Source organism: Serpentinimonas maccroryi (assembly GCF_000828915.1).
Taxonomy (GTDB): Bacteria; Pseudomonadota; Gammaproteobacteria; order Burkholderiales; family Burkholderiaceae_C; genus Serpentinimonas; species Serpentinimonas maccroryi.
On the sequence record NZ_AP014569.1, the window covers coordinates 627,907 to 642,563 of the forward strand.

General features: G+C 63.7%; 17 protein-coding genes and 1 tRNA gene. 8 read left to right on the forward strand and 10 right to left on the reverse strand.

The annotated features are described in order from the left end of the window. The first annotated feature begins 6 nt into the window (after positions 1–6). Together SMCB_RS02895 and SMCB_RS02900 are read left to right on the forward strand one after the other, a co-directional pair. Positions 7–636, forward strand: coding sequence for a Maf family protein (locus tag SMCB_RS02895; RefSeq protein ID WP_045534941.1), 630 nt, complete (start codon positions 7–9; stop codon positions 634–636). A gap of 107 nt (positions 637–743) precedes the next feature. Next, positions 744–2,312, forward strand: coding sequence for an Rne/Rng family ribonuclease (locus SMCB_RS02900; protein ID WP_045534942.1), 1,569 nt, complete (start codon positions 744–746; stop codon positions 2,310–2,312). A 41-nt stretch (positions 2,313–2,353) separates the two neighbouring features. Here the strand turns inward: SMCB_RS02900 and msbA are convergent, their stop codons facing one another. Further along, complete coding sequence (gene msbA, locus SMCB_RS02905) at positions 2,354–4,144, reverse strand: lipid A export permease/ATP-binding protein MsbA (RefSeq protein ID WP_045534943.1); 1,791 nt, start codon at positions 4,142–4,144, stop codon at positions 2,354–2,356. Positions 4,145–4,388: 244 nt separating this feature from the next. Between msbA and tolB the strand changes: the two genes are divergently transcribed. From tolB to SMCB_RS02935, 6 genes are all read left to right on the forward strand, one after another. After that, positions 4,389–5,702 (forward strand): Tol-Pal system beta propeller repeat protein TolB, encoded by a 1,314-nt coding sequence (tolB, locus tag SMCB_RS02910; protein ID WP_045537495.1) that lies wholly within the window; start codon positions 4,389–4,391, stop codon positions 5,700–5,702. Between the two features lie 36 nt (positions 5,703–5,738). Further along, a complete protein-coding gene (gene pal / locus SMCB_RS02915; RefSeq protein ID WP_231851235.1) occupies positions 5,739–6,389 on the forward strand; it encodes a peptidoglycan-associated lipoprotein Pal in 651 nt (216 codons plus the stop codon). Between the two features lies 1 nt (position 6,390). Beyond that, positions 6,391–7,227, forward strand: a complete 837-nt coding sequence (ybgF, locus tag SMCB_RS02920) for a tol-pal system protein YbgF (RefSeq protein ID WP_082027198.1) — start codon at positions 6,391–6,393, stop codon at positions 7,225–7,227. A gap of 9 nt (positions 7,228–7,236) precedes the next feature. After that, positions 7,237–8,346: a YeeE/YedE family protein gene (locus SMCB_RS02925; protein ID WP_045534946.1), complete on the forward strand. Its 1,110-nt coding sequence runs from the start codon at positions 7,237–7,239 to the stop codon at positions 8,344–8,346. Further along, positions 8,339–9,172, forward strand: coding sequence for a tRNA threonylcarbamoyladenosine dehydratase (locus SMCB_RS02930; RefSeq protein ID WP_045534948.1), 834 nt, complete (start codon positions 8,339–8,341; stop codon positions 9,170–9,172). The genes SMCB_RS02925 and SMCB_RS02930 overlap by 8 nt, the downstream gene beginning before the upstream one ends. 112 nt (positions 9,173–9,284) lie before the next feature. Then, a tRNA-Lys gene (locus SMCB_RS02935) sits at positions 9,285–9,360 on the forward strand. A 252-nt stretch (positions 9,361–9,612) separates the two neighbouring features. On the opposite strand, the gene SMCB_RS02940 is transcribed toward SMCB_RS02935, so the two are convergent. From SMCB_RS02940 to SMCB_RS02980, 9 genes are all read right to left on the reverse strand, one after another. After that, complete coding sequence (locus tag SMCB_RS02940) at positions 9,613–9,897, reverse strand: type II toxin-antitoxin system RelE/ParE family toxin (RefSeq protein WP_045534950.1); 285 nt, start codon at positions 9,895–9,897, stop codon at positions 9,613–9,615. Continuing rightward, on the reverse strand, positions 9,894–10,175 hold the full coding sequence (locus tag SMCB_RS02945) for a hypothetical protein (RefSeq protein WP_045534952.1): 282 nt from the start codon (positions 10,173–10,175) through the stop codon (positions 9,894–9,896). Before SMCB_RS02945 ends, SMCB_RS02940 begins: the two co-directional genes overlap by 4 nt. 361 nt (positions 10,176–10,536) lie before the next feature. After that, positions 10,537–10,941, reverse strand: a complete 405-nt coding sequence (locus SMCB_RS02950) for a type II toxin-antitoxin system VapC family toxin (RefSeq protein ID WP_045534954.1) — start codon at positions 10,939–10,941, stop codon at positions 10,537–10,539. Between the two features lie 9 nt (positions 10,942–10,950). Next, on the reverse strand, positions 10,951–11,202 hold the full coding sequence (locus tag SMCB_RS02955; protein ID WP_045537499.1) for an antitoxin: 252 nt from the start codon (positions 11,200–11,202) through the stop codon (positions 10,951–10,953). A gap of 289 nt (positions 11,203–11,491) precedes the next feature. Next, positions 11,492–11,893: a type II toxin-antitoxin system MqsA family antitoxin gene (locus SMCB_RS02960; RefSeq protein ID WP_045534955.1), complete on the reverse strand. Its 402-nt coding sequence runs from the start codon at positions 11,891–11,893 to the stop codon at positions 11,492–11,494. Between the two features lie 2 nt (positions 11,894–11,895). Continuing rightward, positions 11,896–12,198, reverse strand: coding sequence for a type II toxin-antitoxin system MqsR family toxin (locus SMCB_RS02965; RefSeq protein WP_045534957.1), 303 nt, complete (start codon positions 12,196–12,198; stop codon positions 11,896–11,898). Positions 12,199–12,535: 337 nt separating this feature from the next. After that, positions 12,536–12,748, reverse strand: a complete 213-nt coding sequence (locus SMCB_RS02970; RefSeq protein WP_045537501.1) for a type II toxin-antitoxin system HicB family antitoxin — start codon at positions 12,746–12,748, stop codon at positions 12,536–12,538. Between the two features lie 400 nt (positions 12,749–13,148). Beyond that, the gene (locus tag SMCB_RS02975; RefSeq protein WP_197539310.1) at positions 13,149–13,931 is read right to left on the reverse strand and encodes a DarT1-associated NADAR antitoxin family protein; all 783 of its coding nucleotides are present in this window, start codon (positions 13,929–13,931) and stop codon (positions 13,149–13,151) included. A gap of 18 nt (positions 13,932–13,949) precedes the next feature. Further along, positions 13,950–14,501: a DarT ssDNA thymidine ADP-ribosyltransferase family protein gene (locus tag SMCB_RS02980; protein ID WP_197539311.1), complete on the reverse strand. Its 552-nt coding sequence runs from the start codon at positions 14,499–14,501 to the stop codon at positions 13,950–13,952. Between the last annotated feature and the right edge of the window lie 156 nt (positions 14,502–14,657).

Here is a 14,657-nt window from a genome sequence, read left to right on the forward strand (position 1 = left end):
ACGCCAATGCCCGACCACGCTGCCGCCCCCTGGCTGTATCTGGCTTCGCAAAGCCCGCGCCGGCGCGAGCTGCTGGCGCAGTGGGGCTGGCGCGCCGAGCTGCTGCTGCCCGATACCGAAGCAGAGCTGCACGCCCTCGAGGCCCTAGAAGCCGTGCAGCCGCACGAGGCGCCAGCGCGCTACGTACAGCGCGTGACCCGGCTCAAGCTGCAAGCGGCGCTGCAGCGGCTGCAGCACCGGGGCTGGCCGCCGGGGCCGGTGTTGTGCGCCGACACCACGGTCGCCCTCGGGCGCGAGATTTTTGGCAAACCCGCCGATGCTGCCGAGGCCGCGCAGATGCTGCAGCGCTTGGCCGGGCAGCGCCACCGGGTGCTCACCGCCGTGGCGCTGGCGCACCAAGGCCAAGTCTGGCAGGGCCTGAGCCGCTCCACGGTCGAGTTCGCACCTTGGAGCGCAGCCGAGATCGGGCGCTACGTCGCCAGCGGCGAACCGCTGGGCAAGGCCGGGGCCTACGCCATCCAAGGCCGCGCCAGCCAGTGGATTCGGCGCATCAGCGGCAGCCACAGCGGCATCGTCGGCCTGCCAGCCTTCGAGACGGCGCAGCTGCTGCGCGCTGCCGGTCTGGCGCTGCCCTAAGCCACCGCCAGCCAATGTGCAGCGGCCCTTAGCCCTTGCCAGCCTCAGCGCCAACCCGCCCAACCCCAATTCATCCAACCCCCTCCCACCATTTCCCCCAAGGCCCCATGACCCAAGACATCCTTATCAACTGGTCGCCGCAAGAGACGCGGGTGGCGGTGGTCGAGCACGGTGCGGTGCAAGAGGTGCACATTGAGCGCACCCTCGAACGCGGCCTGGTGGGCAACGTCTATCTGGGCAAGGTGGCGCGCGTGCTGCCGGGCATGCAGTCGGCCTTCATCGACATCGGGCTCGAGCGCGCCGCTTTTTTGCACGTGGCCGACCTGCTGCCCAACATCAGCGCCCGCCATCTGGGCAAAGAGCGCCCGCCTGCGCCAGCCACACCAGCCACACCAGCCACACCAGCCACACCAGCCACACCCGAGCCCGCCGAGGCCGCCGAGCAAGCCGAAGCGCCCACCGAGGCCAGTGGCGCCCTGCCCATCGAGCGCCAGCTGTTCGAGGGCCAGGCGCTGCTGGTGCAGGTGCTCAAAGACCCGATCGGCTCCAAGGGCGCGCGCCTGACGGCGCAGATCAGCATCGCCGGCCGCCAACTGGTGTTTTTGCCGCAGGATCAGCATCTGGGTGTGTCGCAAAAAATCCCGCCCGCGCAGCGCGAGGCTCTGCGCCAGCGCCTGCAAGCGCTCACGGCGGGCGAGGGCGGCGGCTTCATCTTGCGCACCAATGCCGAAGACGCCAGCGACGAAGAGCTGACCGAAGACGTGGCCTACCTGCGCAAAATCTGGGCCCACATCAAGGCGGCGGCGGCGCGTTTGCCCGCCCCCAGCCTGTTGCAGCAGGATTTGAGCCTGTTGCAGCGCGTGCTGCGCGATCTCGCCAGCGCCGAGACGCAATCGATCCAGGTCGATTCGCTGGAGCAGTTTGCCCAATTGCAGCAGTTTGCACGCGCCTACATGCCCGCCATGCTCGAGCGCATCGGCCACTACCGCGGCGAGCGCCCGATCTTTGATCTGTACCAGATCGACGAAGAAATCGCGCGCGCGCTCGGGCGCCGGGTCGAGCTCAAATCGGGCGGCTACCTGGTGATCGACCAGACCGAGGCGTTGACCACGATCGACGTCAACACCGGCGGCTTTGTCGGGGCGCGCAACTTCGACGACACCATTTTTCGCACCAACCTCGAGGCGACGCAAGCGATTGCGCGCCAGTTGCGGCTGCGCAACCTGGGCGGGATCGTGATCGTCGATTTCATCGACATGCTGCGCGAGGTGCACCGCGAGGCGGTGTTGGCCGAGCTGCGCAAGCAACTGGCGCGCGACCGCGTCAAGACCAGCACCGGCGCGTTTTCGCAGCTCGGGCTGCTCGAGATGACGCGCAAGCGCAACCGCGAGTCGCTGGCGCAGATGCTGAGCGAAAGCTGCCCGACTTGCGGCGGCAGCGGGCGCGTCAAAACCGCACGCAGCGTCTGCTACGACATCCTGCGCGAAATTTTGCGCGAGGCGCGCGCCTTCAGTCCGCGCGAGTTTCGCATCGTCGCGGCGGCGCCGGTGATCGAGCTCTTGCTCGACGAAGAAAGCGCGCACCTAGCGGGCTTGAGCGAGTTCATCGGCAAGCCGATTTCGCTGCAAAGCGAGGCCGCGCTGCGCCCCGACCAGTACGATATCGTGCTGTTGTAGCGCCTTTGGGTGGCGCCCGGCCGGGCTTCATTCCAACCATTTCATTCCGACCATTTGCCCCCCAAGCTGAGCGCGTGGAGCCGCGCATACACGCCGTTGGCGGCCAGCAGCGCCTCGTGGCGGCCCTGCTCGACGATCTGGCCTTGCGCCAGCACCAGCACGCGGTCGGCGTGTTCGATGGTCGAGAGCCGGTGCGCGATCACCAGCGTCGTGCGCCCGCGCATCAGCCGCTGCAGCGCCTCTTGCACCAGGCGCTCGGATTCGTTGTCCAGCGCCGAAGTGGCTTCGTCCAAGATCAGGATCGGTGCGTCTTTGTAGATCGCGCGCGCAATCGCCAGCCGCTGGCGCTGGCCGCCCGAGAGCTCGGTGGCGTTGTGCCCCACCGGGGTGTGCATGCCTAGCGGCAGGGTTTGCAGCAGCTCGCCCAAGTTGGCCGACTCCAGCGCCTGGCGCACCCGTTCCTCGTCGAACTCGGCGCCTAGGGCCACGTTGGCCGCCAGGGTGTCGTTGAACATCACCACGTCTTGGCTGACCATGGCATACTGGCGCCGCAGGCTGGCCAGATCCCAGTCGGGCAGGGCCACGGCATCGAGCCGCAGCGTGCCGGCGCTGACCTCGACAAAACGCGGCAGCAAGTTGGCCAAGGTGGTTTTGCCCGAGCCCGAGGGGCCGACCAGCGCCACCACCTCGCCAGCCGCCACCTCGAGGTTGATGCCGCGCAGCGCCGCGTCGTCTTTGCTGCCGTACTGCACCCAGACCTGCTCCAAGCTCAAGCGCCCGACAGCGCGGTCGGTGCGGTGCGTGCCACCGCGCTGCACCGGGGTGTGCTCGATCAGCTCCAGCGCGCGCTCGAGCGCCGCCAGCCCGCGCGTGATCGGGGTCACGAGGTCGGCCAGTTGGCGGATCGGGCTGATGAGCATGAGCATGGCGGTGACAAAGCCGACGAAGCTGCCCACCGTCACGCCGCTGGTCGCACTTTGCCAGAGCGCAATCATGATCACCGTGGAGAGCGCGGCGGCGGCCAGCATCTGCGTCAGCGGGGCCACGGCGGCCCCGGCCACGGTGGCCTTGAGCGCCAGCCGGCGCAGCACCAGGTTGAGCCGGTCGAAGCGCTGCGTCTGCTGCGCCTGCGCCCCGTGCAGCCGCACCACGCGGTGCGCCAGCGCGTTTTCTTCCACCACGTAAGCCAGCTCGTCGGTGGCCAGTTGGCTGCTGCGCGTCAGGCGGTACAGGCGCTTGGAGAGCACCCGCATCACCCAAGCCAGCGGCGGAAACAGCGCCAGCACGATCAGGGTCAGCTGCCAGTTCAAAAACAGCAGATAGGCCAGCAGCGCGATCACCGTGAGCACATCGCGCACCAGCGTCAGCACGCTGTTGACCAGCATGTGGGCCCCGGTCTGCACCTCATAGACCAGGGTGTTGGAGAGCTTGCTGGCGCTTTGCTCGCCAAACAGCGTCAGTTCGGCGTCGTTGAGGCGCTCGAACATGGCGCGGCGCAGCTGCACCATGGCCCCCGCCGCCACGTAGCTGAGCGCGTACTTGGCGGCAAAGGTGGCCAAGCCGCGCACGGCAAACAGCCCCATCAGCGCCACCGGCACCAGCCAGAGCGGAAAGCTGCCGGCCACAAAGCCTTCGTCGAGCAGGATTTGCAGCAGCGCCGGGATCGCGGGCTCGGTGAGCGCGGCGATGAGCGCGCCCAGAAAAGCCAGCCCCAGCGCACCCTTGTGCGAGCGGAAATAGGGCCAGACCCGCAGCAGGCGTTGGCCTAGGGAGCGGGCATCGGTCGGGGCGGTGTGGGCGGCCTCGTGGGCGGGGGCAGGGCGGTCGTGCAAGATCGGAGCGTGTCAAAACGGCGGGCAGCAAGCGCTGCCGTGGCGTGGCCTGCGGCGCGCCGGCTGTGGGGCGAGCAGGGGGAACTTTAGGGGCTTGCGGCCTCACCCAGCAGGTACGAAGCGCAGCACTTCCGCTATTATCGGTCTGACGCGCCGGTTGCTGGGGCGCTGGCAGCTTGCCAGCCAGGCCCTGCCGCTTTCCACTGTTTTTGTTTCTTGATTCATGCACCAGACACCCTTGCAAATGCCCGTTCCCCCGCTTTCCGGCCTCACCCGGCGCCGTTTTCACGCCTTGGCGGCGCTGGGCGGCTCGGGCTTGGCCTTGGGCGCGTGGGGGCCGGCGCAGGCGCAGTTCCGGGTCGAGGTCACCGGGGTCGGCTTGCAGCAGATCCCCTTTGCCATCGCCCCGTTTCGGCTGGCCACCGGGCTGCCGCAAGATGTGCCGGCGATCGTGCGCGCCAACCTCGAGCGCACCGGCCAGCTGCGCGCCCTGCCCGGGGGCAGCGCCATCCTCGACGAAAGCGCCCGGCCCGACCTCGCCCCTTGGCGCGCCGCCGGTGTCGATGCGCTCATCACCGGCAGCGTCGAGCGCTTGGCAGATGGCCGCTTCGATGTGCGCTTCAGGCTCTGGGACGTGGTGCGGGCGCAAGACCTAGGCGGCTTGAGCTTCCCCGTGCCCGCCAGCGACCTGCGGCTGGCGGCGCACCGTTTGTCCGATTATGTCTATGAGCGCTTGACCGGCGACCCGGGCGTTTTTGCCACCCGCATCGCCTACATCTCGCGCCACGGCGAGCGCCACAACCTGTGGGTGGCCGATGCCGACGGCGAAAACGCCCAAACCGCCCTGGCCAGCGCCGAACCGATCATCTCACCGGCTTGGTCGCCCAATGGGCAACAGCTGGCTTACGTGTCGTTCGAGGCCCGTCGGCCGGTCATTTACACCCACGAAGTGGCCACTGGGCGCCGCCGCTTGCTGGCCGGCTTTCGCGGCTCCAACAGCGCCCCGGCGTGGTCACCCGATGGCCGGCGGCTGCTGGCCACGCTCACCTTTGGTGGCTCGTCGCAGATTTTTGCCATCGACGCCGCCGGTGGCGGGCAGCCGCAGCGCATCACCCAAACCAGCGGCATCGAAACCGAACCGGCCTTCACCCCCGATGGGCGCACGGTGTATTTTGTGAGCGACCGCGGTGGCTCGCCGCAGATCTACCGCATGACGCCGGCGGGTGCCGACGTGGCCCGCGTCACGTTTGAAGGCAACTACAACATCTCGCCGGCCGTCAGCCCGGACGGGCGCTGGTTGGCCTACATCTCGCGCATCGGGGGCGCGTTTCGGGTCTGCGTGATGGAACTGGCCAATGGCCGCATCACCCCCTTGACCGACACCAGCGCTGACGAAAGCCCCAGTTTTGCACCCAACAGCCGCCTGATCATGTACGCGACCCAAGCGCAAGGCCGTGAAGTGTTGATGACCACCTCGCTCGATGGCCGCATCAAAACCCGGCTGGCCAGCGCGCCGGGCGGCATCCGCGAGCCCGATTGGGGGCCGTTTCAGCGCTAAGAAACTCAGCTGAGAGTATCGAATTTATTCATTTTCATGTTCATGACCATCATGCAATCACTCTTTGGTACCCGTTTCGGCACCCTTTTCGGCACCGGAGGCAAGCGCGCCAGCTTGCGCCCCCGGTCGCTCACGCGCCCGCTCCAAGCCGCCGCCGTGCTGTGTGCGGCCCTGCTTTTGGCCGCCTGCGGTTCCAACGTCAATTTGGCCGAAGACGTGCCGGTGCAAGACCGCACCGCCGTGCCGGTGCAGCAAATCGGGGTTGCACCGGCCGCGCCGGCTGGAGCGGCAGCGGTGGATCAGCGCGCCGTGGCCCCGGTGCAGGCTGGCACCACCGCCATTGGGCAGCCGCCGGCACACTTGGCGCGCTTGGTGTTTTTTGATTTCGACCAATACACCGTGCGCGCCGAATTCGTTCCCTTGCTCGAAGGGCACGCGCGCTTTCTGGCGGCCGACCGCCAGCGCCGCGTGGCGCTCGAGGGCCACACCGACGAGCGCGGCGGCCGCGAATACAACCTCGCGCTGGGCCAAAAGCGCGCCGAAGCGGTGCGCCGCTCGCTCGCCCTGATGGGTGTCCAAGACGCGCAGATGGAGGCGGTTAGTTTTGGCGAAGAAAAACCGGCCAGCGCCGGCTCCGACGAAGCCGCGCACAGCCAGAACCGCCGCGTCGAACTGGTGTACCGCTGAAATGCCTACCCGTTTTGTTTTCGCCGCCCCCCGCTTGGCAGCGTATGGGCTGCTGCTGGCGCTGCTGGCTGCGGCCTTGCCGGCGCAGGCGCAGCTGTTTGGCGGCGACGACCAAGCCCGGCGCGCGATCATCGAGCTGCGCGAGCGCGTAGAGGCCAACCGGCTGACGGCCGAGCAAGCCAACCAAGCCCTGCAGCAGCAACAAACCGAACTCACCCAACGCCTCGACGAAGAACTGCTGGGTCTGCGCCGCAACCTGGTTGAAATCGGGACGCAAAACGACGCCCTGCGCCGCGAATTGGCCGAACTGCGGGGCCACAACGAACGTCTGGCGCACTTGGTAGCCGAATTACAGCGCCAGCAGCGCGATCTGCAGCGCGACTGGCAGGCCCAGCTCGACCAGCGCCTGCGCCCGTTGGAGCCGATCACCGTCACGGTCGAGGGGGTGGAGTTTCAGACCCGGCCCGAAGAGGTTCAGGCTTTCGATGCCGCCATGGTGGTGTTGCGCGCCTCCGACTTCGAGCGCGCAGCGCGTCTGTTTGGCGAGGTGGTCGCGCAGTTTCCGCGCAGCGGTTACGTGGTGCCGGCTCTGTACTGGCAGGGCAACGCGCAGTATGCGGCGCGCCAGCACGCCGCCGCCGTCGAAACCTTCAGGCGCATGATCACCGTTTCTCCGCGACACCCGAGGGTGCCCGACGCCTTGCTCGGCATCGCCAATGCCCACATCGCGCAGCGCGACAACCGCGCCGCCCGCGCCGCCTTGCAAGAGCTCATCCAAGCGCACCCCACTACCGAAGCCGCCGCCGTGGCGCGTGAGCGAATCACGCGCCTGCGCTAATCACTCGCCATGGAAATGTCTGATATCCAAGCGCAAGCCAGTCTTGTGCTGTGGGCCGCTTTTGCGGTCGCGTTCGTGTTTGGCGTGGTGGCCCAGCGCACCCATTTTTGCACCATGGGCGCCATCAGCGACGTCGTCAACATGGGCGACTGGACGCGCCTGCGCATGTGGGGCATGGCGGCCGGCGTCGCCATGCTCGGCTTTTACGGCATGGCGGCGCTGGGCTGGATCGACCCCACGCAAACCATCTACAGCGGCAGCCGGGTGCTGTGGCTGTCGGCCCTCGTCGGCGGGGCCTTGTTTGGCTTTGGCATGGTGTTGGCATCGGGTTGCGGCAGCAAAACGCTGGTGCGCATCGGTGCCGGAAACCTCAAATCGCTGGTGGTTTTCTTCGTCATGGGCCTAGCGGCCTACGCCACTTTGAGCGGCGTCACGGCGGTGCTGCGCAACCAAACCATCGATCAAGTGGTGCTGCATCTGGATACCAGCAGCGCCTTGCCCCTTTGGCTGGCCGGGCTGTGGGGCGCGCCGGGTGCGGCGCTGGGGCTGGCGGGGTTGGTTGGCGTGGCCTTGATCGCGTGGGCGCTGGGTAGCCGCGATTTTCGTTCCTCGCTCGACAATCCCTTGGCCGGAATCGGCATCGGGGCCACGGTGGTGGCGCTGTGGTGGGTCACTGGTGTGTTGGCCTTCGTCCCTGAGCACCCCGAGACGCTGGAAGCGGTGTTTCTCACCACCGACACCGGCGTCATGGAGTCGCTCACCTTCACCGCGCCCATGGCCTACGCGCTCGAGTGGCTGATTTTCTTTAGCGACGCCTCCCAGGTGCTTACCCTCGGGGTGGTGACGGTGGTGGGCGTGGTGCTGGGCTCGCTGGCTTATGCGCTGCTCAGCCGCGGCTTTCACTGGGAAGGCTTTCGCGGCTCCCAAGACACCGCCTTGCACCTGGTGGGCGCCGTGTGCATGGGTGTGGGTGGCGTCACGGCCATGGGCTGCACCATTGGGCAGGGCCTCTCGGGCCTCTCGACCCTGAGCTTGGGGAGCCTGATCGCCGTGGCGGGCATCGGCTTGGGGGCGGTGGGCGCGTTGCGCTTCCAAATGTGGCTGATCGAGCGTGGCTGAACCTTTCGAGGGCTTCGAGCGCCGTTTTGGCGCCTTGCGCCGCCTCTACGGTGCCGCTGGGGCGCAGCGCATTTTCGATGCCCATGTGGTGGTGGTGGGCGTAGGCGGTGTGGGTTCGTGGGCGGCCGAGGCGCTGGCGCGCAGCGGCGTTGGGCGCCTCACGCTCATTGACCTCGATCACGTGGCCGAATCCAACGTCAACCGCCAGCTGCACGCCCTGAGCAGCACCTTGGGGCAGTCCAAAGTGCAGGCGATGCAGCAGCGCATCGCCCAGATCAACCCAGCGGCACAGGTGCACGCGCTCGACGATTTCGTCACGCCTGCCAACTGGGGCGCGCTGCTGCAGCAGATCGCCGCCCACAACGGCCAGCCGCAAGCCCTGATCGACGCCTGCGACCAGCGCAGCGCCAAGGAATCACTGGCCGCGTGGGCCTTGCAAACCCCGCTGCACTTCATCACCTGCGGTGCAGCGGGTGGCAAACGGCAGGCGCAGCGCATCGAAGTGGCCGATCTGTCCGCCGTCACCCACGACCCGATGCTGGCCCGCCTGCGCTCCCAGCTGCGCCGCGCACACGCGGCTGCTGCCAAAGGGTCCATGGGGCTGGCCTGCGTGTTCAGCCGCGAACCCGTGGCCCCTCCCGACCCATCCTGCAGCACAGAGGGTGCCGGCGATGGCAGCCTCAACTGCCATGGGTACGGCTCCAGCGTGGCAGTAACCGCAGGCTTTGGCATGGTGGCGGCCTCATGGGTGCTGGAGCGCTTGGCGGTTGAGGTGCGGTCGGCTGGGGCGAAGGGCGCCAGAAGCACTCAGCCCCTACCCCGATAAACGCAGCCCGCGACAACAATCAGGCCGAAAAAGCGTCAGGCCGAAATGCGTCGAAAAACAGGATATAATTTGAGGCTTGGCGATGTCGAATATCGGCGCCGTCAAGCAGAGTGGGTCGTTAGCTCAGTTGGTAGAGCAGCGGACTTTTAATCCGTTGGTCGCAGGTTCGAATCCTGCACGACCTACCAAAATATCTAATAAAATTAGATGGTTACAAAAACGGCAAGTTAAAGCCCTTAAGATTAAGCCAAGCCTCTCAAGGACACGTCCCGCAGGCGCAGCGGCAGTGCGGCACAAAATCGCACCGCATACATGGCGCACAGACGGCCTAACGGGCCTAAATTGACCAGCACCCGGCGCTGCCCCCGGTGCCAGCGAGTGCCAGCAGTTCAAACAGTACCAAATGGCGCAGGCGCAGCGCCGACACCCAGCCCCGCGTGCTACTCCGTCACTGGTGGCCACTGGCGGGCGGTATGCACCAAGGCCAGTACCCAAACCGTGCTGCCGTCGATCTCGTACACCAGCCTATAGCTTTCATGCGCTACCAATTCGCGGGTGCCCGCAACCTTCCCCGCCTTGCCCAGCTTCGGATGCGCGGCCAGCCTAGCAGCCGCAGCGCTGAAAAGCGCATCCATGCGCACGGCTGCGCTTGGGTGGTCGTCCGCGATGCAGTCCCAAATGTCGGCACGGTCTTGCTCTGCCTCTGGCGTCCAGACGACAATCACACTTGGCCTGCCGTTGCTTGGTGGCGTCTGGTAGCGAATGCAGCTTCAACTTCGTCGTTGGAGCGGCCAAGACCGGCACGCATCGAGGTGCGGCCGGCCTCGACCTTGCGCTGAAGGTAGTCATCGTAGGCGCGGGCTTGGCGGCGTTGTTCGATGTAGCCGCGCATCAACTCGCGCACCACTTGGGATGCGGGCCGATCTTCGCCGGCCACCTCGGCCATAAAGTCGGCACGCAGTTGCGGCTCCAGCTTCATCGTAAAGACGGCTTCTTTGGACATGGCGCTCTCCTTGTCAGGGTACTTTCACAGTATAAACGGTATCAGTACTTAGCGCTCGCTGAAATGCAGACGCTGCCGCAGGCATCAACCCTTCAACCCTTCAACCCACAAGCGTATCTGCGCGCCTAGGCATGGGCCGGCGCAAGCGCCGGGAGCTTGGGAGCAGGTCACCGGCACGGCAGCGCTCATACGCCTGAAACGGCGACGGCTGTTCCGGAGCAAGAAGTCAGCAGAGGCCGTGGTAGCTTGAACCAGGGCCGAGTACCACGACGGTCTGATTCCGATTTCATTCACCTGTTCACACCTCCTTTGCTGATGGTGCGTTTGACCAATACTTTCCGATTTTCCCGCATGCGGATTTTCAAGCACCCAGCGCCCATTCCTCAACCGCTAAGCCCGGCACTCGCAAAAACTCTCTGGCGTTGTTGGTGACGAGCACCGAATCCTCGGCCAAGGCATGCGCGGCAATCATCAAATCCATGCCACCTATAGGCTGCCCAGCTCGCTCCAGCATGGCCCGAATGTGAGCGTAATGGTGGGTGGCCTCCAAGGGCCAAGGCCGCACGTCAAAACCCGCCAACCACGCTTCCACCGCCGCCTTGAATTTGGGTGATTCCAACTTGGTCGCCCCAAAGCGCAGTTCGGCCGCCACAATGCCCGACAACCACACTTGGCTGCGCTCAAGCCCGGCAAAGCGCGCCACCATCTCAGCAGGGTGCCGCCGCAGGATGTAGCTGCAAATGTTGGTGTCCAGCGTTCGTCGCATGGCGCGCGATCAACTCCAGTCGCGCTCTTGCGGCGGATGGTCTAGTCTGTCGGCCAAAAAGTGGTCTGGCAGAGGGGCTGCGTGGGCGTAAAACCCTTGCAGCCAAAGGCCCATGTCTTGCTCCGGCGGTGTTTGTGGGTGCAGCCACCAATCGGCCCCGACCTGCTCGATGCGCACCTCTTTGGCCGTCAGGCGCAGGCGTGCAGGCAGACGCAAGGCTTGGCTGCGGCCACTCATGAAGACTTTTGCGACGATGGTCATGACTTGCCCTTTGTCATACAACACCGCCATATTACAACACAAGCACACGAACCGAAACGTGTCATGTGTCAGAAAATCTTGGCCTTACTACGGTAAACCTCCGTGGGCGCTGGGGCGCTGGGGGCAGCCGGTCTCATACCGTTTTGCTGCGCGGCCAAAAATCGGCCAACTGCCCCCAGCGCCCCAGCCTCATGTAAATCGCTGCTTGACCACGATTCCCATGTTTTGAGCTTAACCGAGTGCCATGATGGTCTGACCCCGATATCAGACCCCGATTTCTGGCCGAAAATCAGGTGGCTCTGACCTCTGAGAGCAGATCGGGGTGGCGGTCCAGCAGTTTGAGCAGCTTGACCAAGGACAGCGGCGGCTTGGTCTTGCCGTTCTCGTAGCGCGAAAAGGCGTTGACGCCGCCACCAAAGAGCTCAGCCGCCTGCCGTTGGTCAAGATCGAGCTTCTTTCGCACCTTGGCGATGTAGCTCGGATCGACATAGGCGGCATTGACCTGGCGTTGAAACAGGCCGACCATTTCGCTGTAGCGGTCGCCATGCTCACGGTTCAAGACCACTTCACCGCAAGCAGGGCAAAAATCGCCCGTCACCGCTGGGATGATGGTGTGTTCGCCCTTGTAGGTGTAGGACATATCGCGCGTGTCATGGATCAGTTCCGCCGCGCCGCAGCAGGGGCATTTCATGGTCATAGCTCCTTGAAGGAAACGATCAACACACCATCGATGACGGTCAGCTTCAGATACACCTCATCGCCGCATGGCGTCTTGCCTCGGTACACGTCTTGCCAAACACGATGATCGGCATGGGTGGTCATGCTCTTGTAGAAGTCGGCGCCAGTGAGCGCCAAGACTACAGCGCACATCCCGTCTAGGTCATCAATGCCCAGATCACGCGCCCCACTGAAGGCGCTGGCCGTGGCCCTGACCTGACCCGCCTCTACCAAGGCTTTGACGACTGGAAGCTTGCAGTGCGGGGTGCCTTTTTCCATCGGCTAATTTTAACCAAAAAGGTGAAGTTGTCAAGTTGGTTGATGCCGTGGGTAGGAGTCCTCTAGGCGCATGCCTCGATTGGAAAAGGCTGAAATTGAGGTCTGACCACGGTGAACCTCCTTGATCATTTTAAGCAGATTTGGCGGTGGGCCACTCGGGCGTTTGTCGCCCGCTTCCCACTTTTGTACTGTGGACAGGCTGGTGCTGAGCCCGGCGGCGAACCCGCTTGACTCAGGTTTGAATCTTCTCGCAGTCCCTTGATTTTTCTACCCGATTTCCTCCTCTGACCCCGATTTTCTCGATTTTCTCGATTTCCTCGATTTCCTTCCCTGAATCCTACGCCGCGACATCGATATAGTCCACACGGCTGGTCGGCTGGGGCAAAGGCAGCCCGTCAGCGCGCATACCGTCTAATTGAAACTCAATGGCATCGCGCATGCGCGTTTCGAGTTCTTCAATCGTCGCCGCAGTAGCAACACAGCCAGGCAAATCAGGGGCGTACGCCGAGTAGTTGCTAGGAGTTTGCTCAATAACAATTGCATATTGCATGGTGGAACTCATTGTTTGATGTCTGCCTGCTTCAGGATGCTGTTGAGCGTGCCTGGTGCCAGTGTGTCACTGCGAAAATCGTGGTCTGACCCCGATTTCCCCGATTTCCCCGATTTCCCCGATTTCCCGCGCACAAGACAAGGGATTTAAATTTTAGGCGAAAAATCGAGATCAGACTGCCGTGGGGGTGGGGGCTAGGGCGCTAGGGGCAGCCGGCCTCATGCCGTTTTGCTGCGCGGCCAAAATCGACCAAAGCCCCAAGCGCCCAAGCCCCAGGTAAATCGTTGTTTGACCGCGAGTTCTACGTTTTGCGCTTAACCGTGAAAATTGTGATCTGACCCCGATTTCGCTATTTCGCTATTTCGCTATTTCGCTATTTCGCTATTTCGCTATTTCGCTATTATAATAGAAAAACGTGGGGTTTCTGTGGCTGAAGTGGTGCCACGGGTCTGGAGATTAATTGTGGTCTGACCCCGATTTCGCACCGAAAACCGCCTTGCACGGTTTCGTCTTGTCGGGCGTTGCAGATGGCGGCCTTGCCCACCGTTCGCAGGAATGCTTCCTTTGAGGATGTTGCCTCTTCCAGTAGGCGGCGTTTGTGCAGAGAGATGTACATCGCGACGGAATAGGCTTGGCAGTTGATCGAGCGCTCGGGGTTGAACTCGATATCCGTGAAAGCCGAATACTCCAGAAGCTGCTCGGTCACGCTGGGTTGCTTTTTCAGGGCGTTGATGTAAAGCCAGTCATAGAACGCCGTCAGTGGCTCTAGCTCCCAGTCGGTGCCGAAGAATCGAAAACCCGTGAGACGGCCCGAGGTAAGCAGGCGTTCATCCTTCTTCGCTTCACGGGATGTCTTACCGAAGATATCCACGAAGGGACCGCCCCGCTCAAAGACCTTGCTGCCTTGATACGCGCACTCCACGCTGAACGTGCGGTTGAGCTTGACTGTGGTGAAACTGAGGTTGAAGGCGCTGAGTGCTACGCCAAGGGTTTCACGGGACTTGCTGGATACCTCAAGCACTTTGCTGATGCCGGGCAAATTGCATGCAGCCGCATGGAGCGAATCGACGGACTTTTGCTTCTGCGATACGGCCATGCCGGGGAACCACTGGAACTCGACGTACTTAGTCTTGACGAGGGCCGGTCCTTCGGTGGCTGGGATGAATAGAGGACGTTCTGCCATAGCTTATTCCAGCGAGGCCTAGTTGCCCCATGTCCTCGCGTACGTCCGATTCGCGAACATCCCTTTGTTGTTCGCGTGGATGTAGTGTTTTCGCTCGCCCAAGTGGGGAAGGTAGGTATCGCGGACGGCAGCCACTTCGAAGACCACTTCATCGACGTACTGCGGTTCGATCACATCAAACACCAGTACCTCTGCCTGCACGTCGGTTGGATCGAAGGGCTTCAGTCTTTGATCCTCCCGTGTGGTCAGCCCCTCAATTTCGTCATACATCCCGGCAAATGCTTGGGGAGTCATCAAGTTGGCAAGAGGCTGGGCGCTGATTCGTCCGTCAGCGGCATTGTGGCGACAGAACGCACAGTTTTTGGCCCACAGGATCGAAGGATGTAGAACCAGAATTGCCCAATCGACGTCTGGATTCTCCATCCTGTACTTGTACAGCATCTGGCAATTTGGGAATCCGATTGATACGGATGTGCCGTTTCTGTGCCCGTCCCAGCGGTATAGATCGTTGATGGCGGGAGCCGCGCCTATCTCTTGGACACGCGCAATCGGGTACAGCCCGTGATCCATGATTGAAGGCAGATTTGTCGCGCGCGTGAAGTGTAGCAGGTAAGGGACTTGAACTGCTGTTGCATGTGTTTGGATGGCTTGCCGTGGCATTGTGCTCCCCTATGTATACTCTGAAAAACCCGAAACCAAGCCAGTTTCCCGCCTGATGAGTAAATC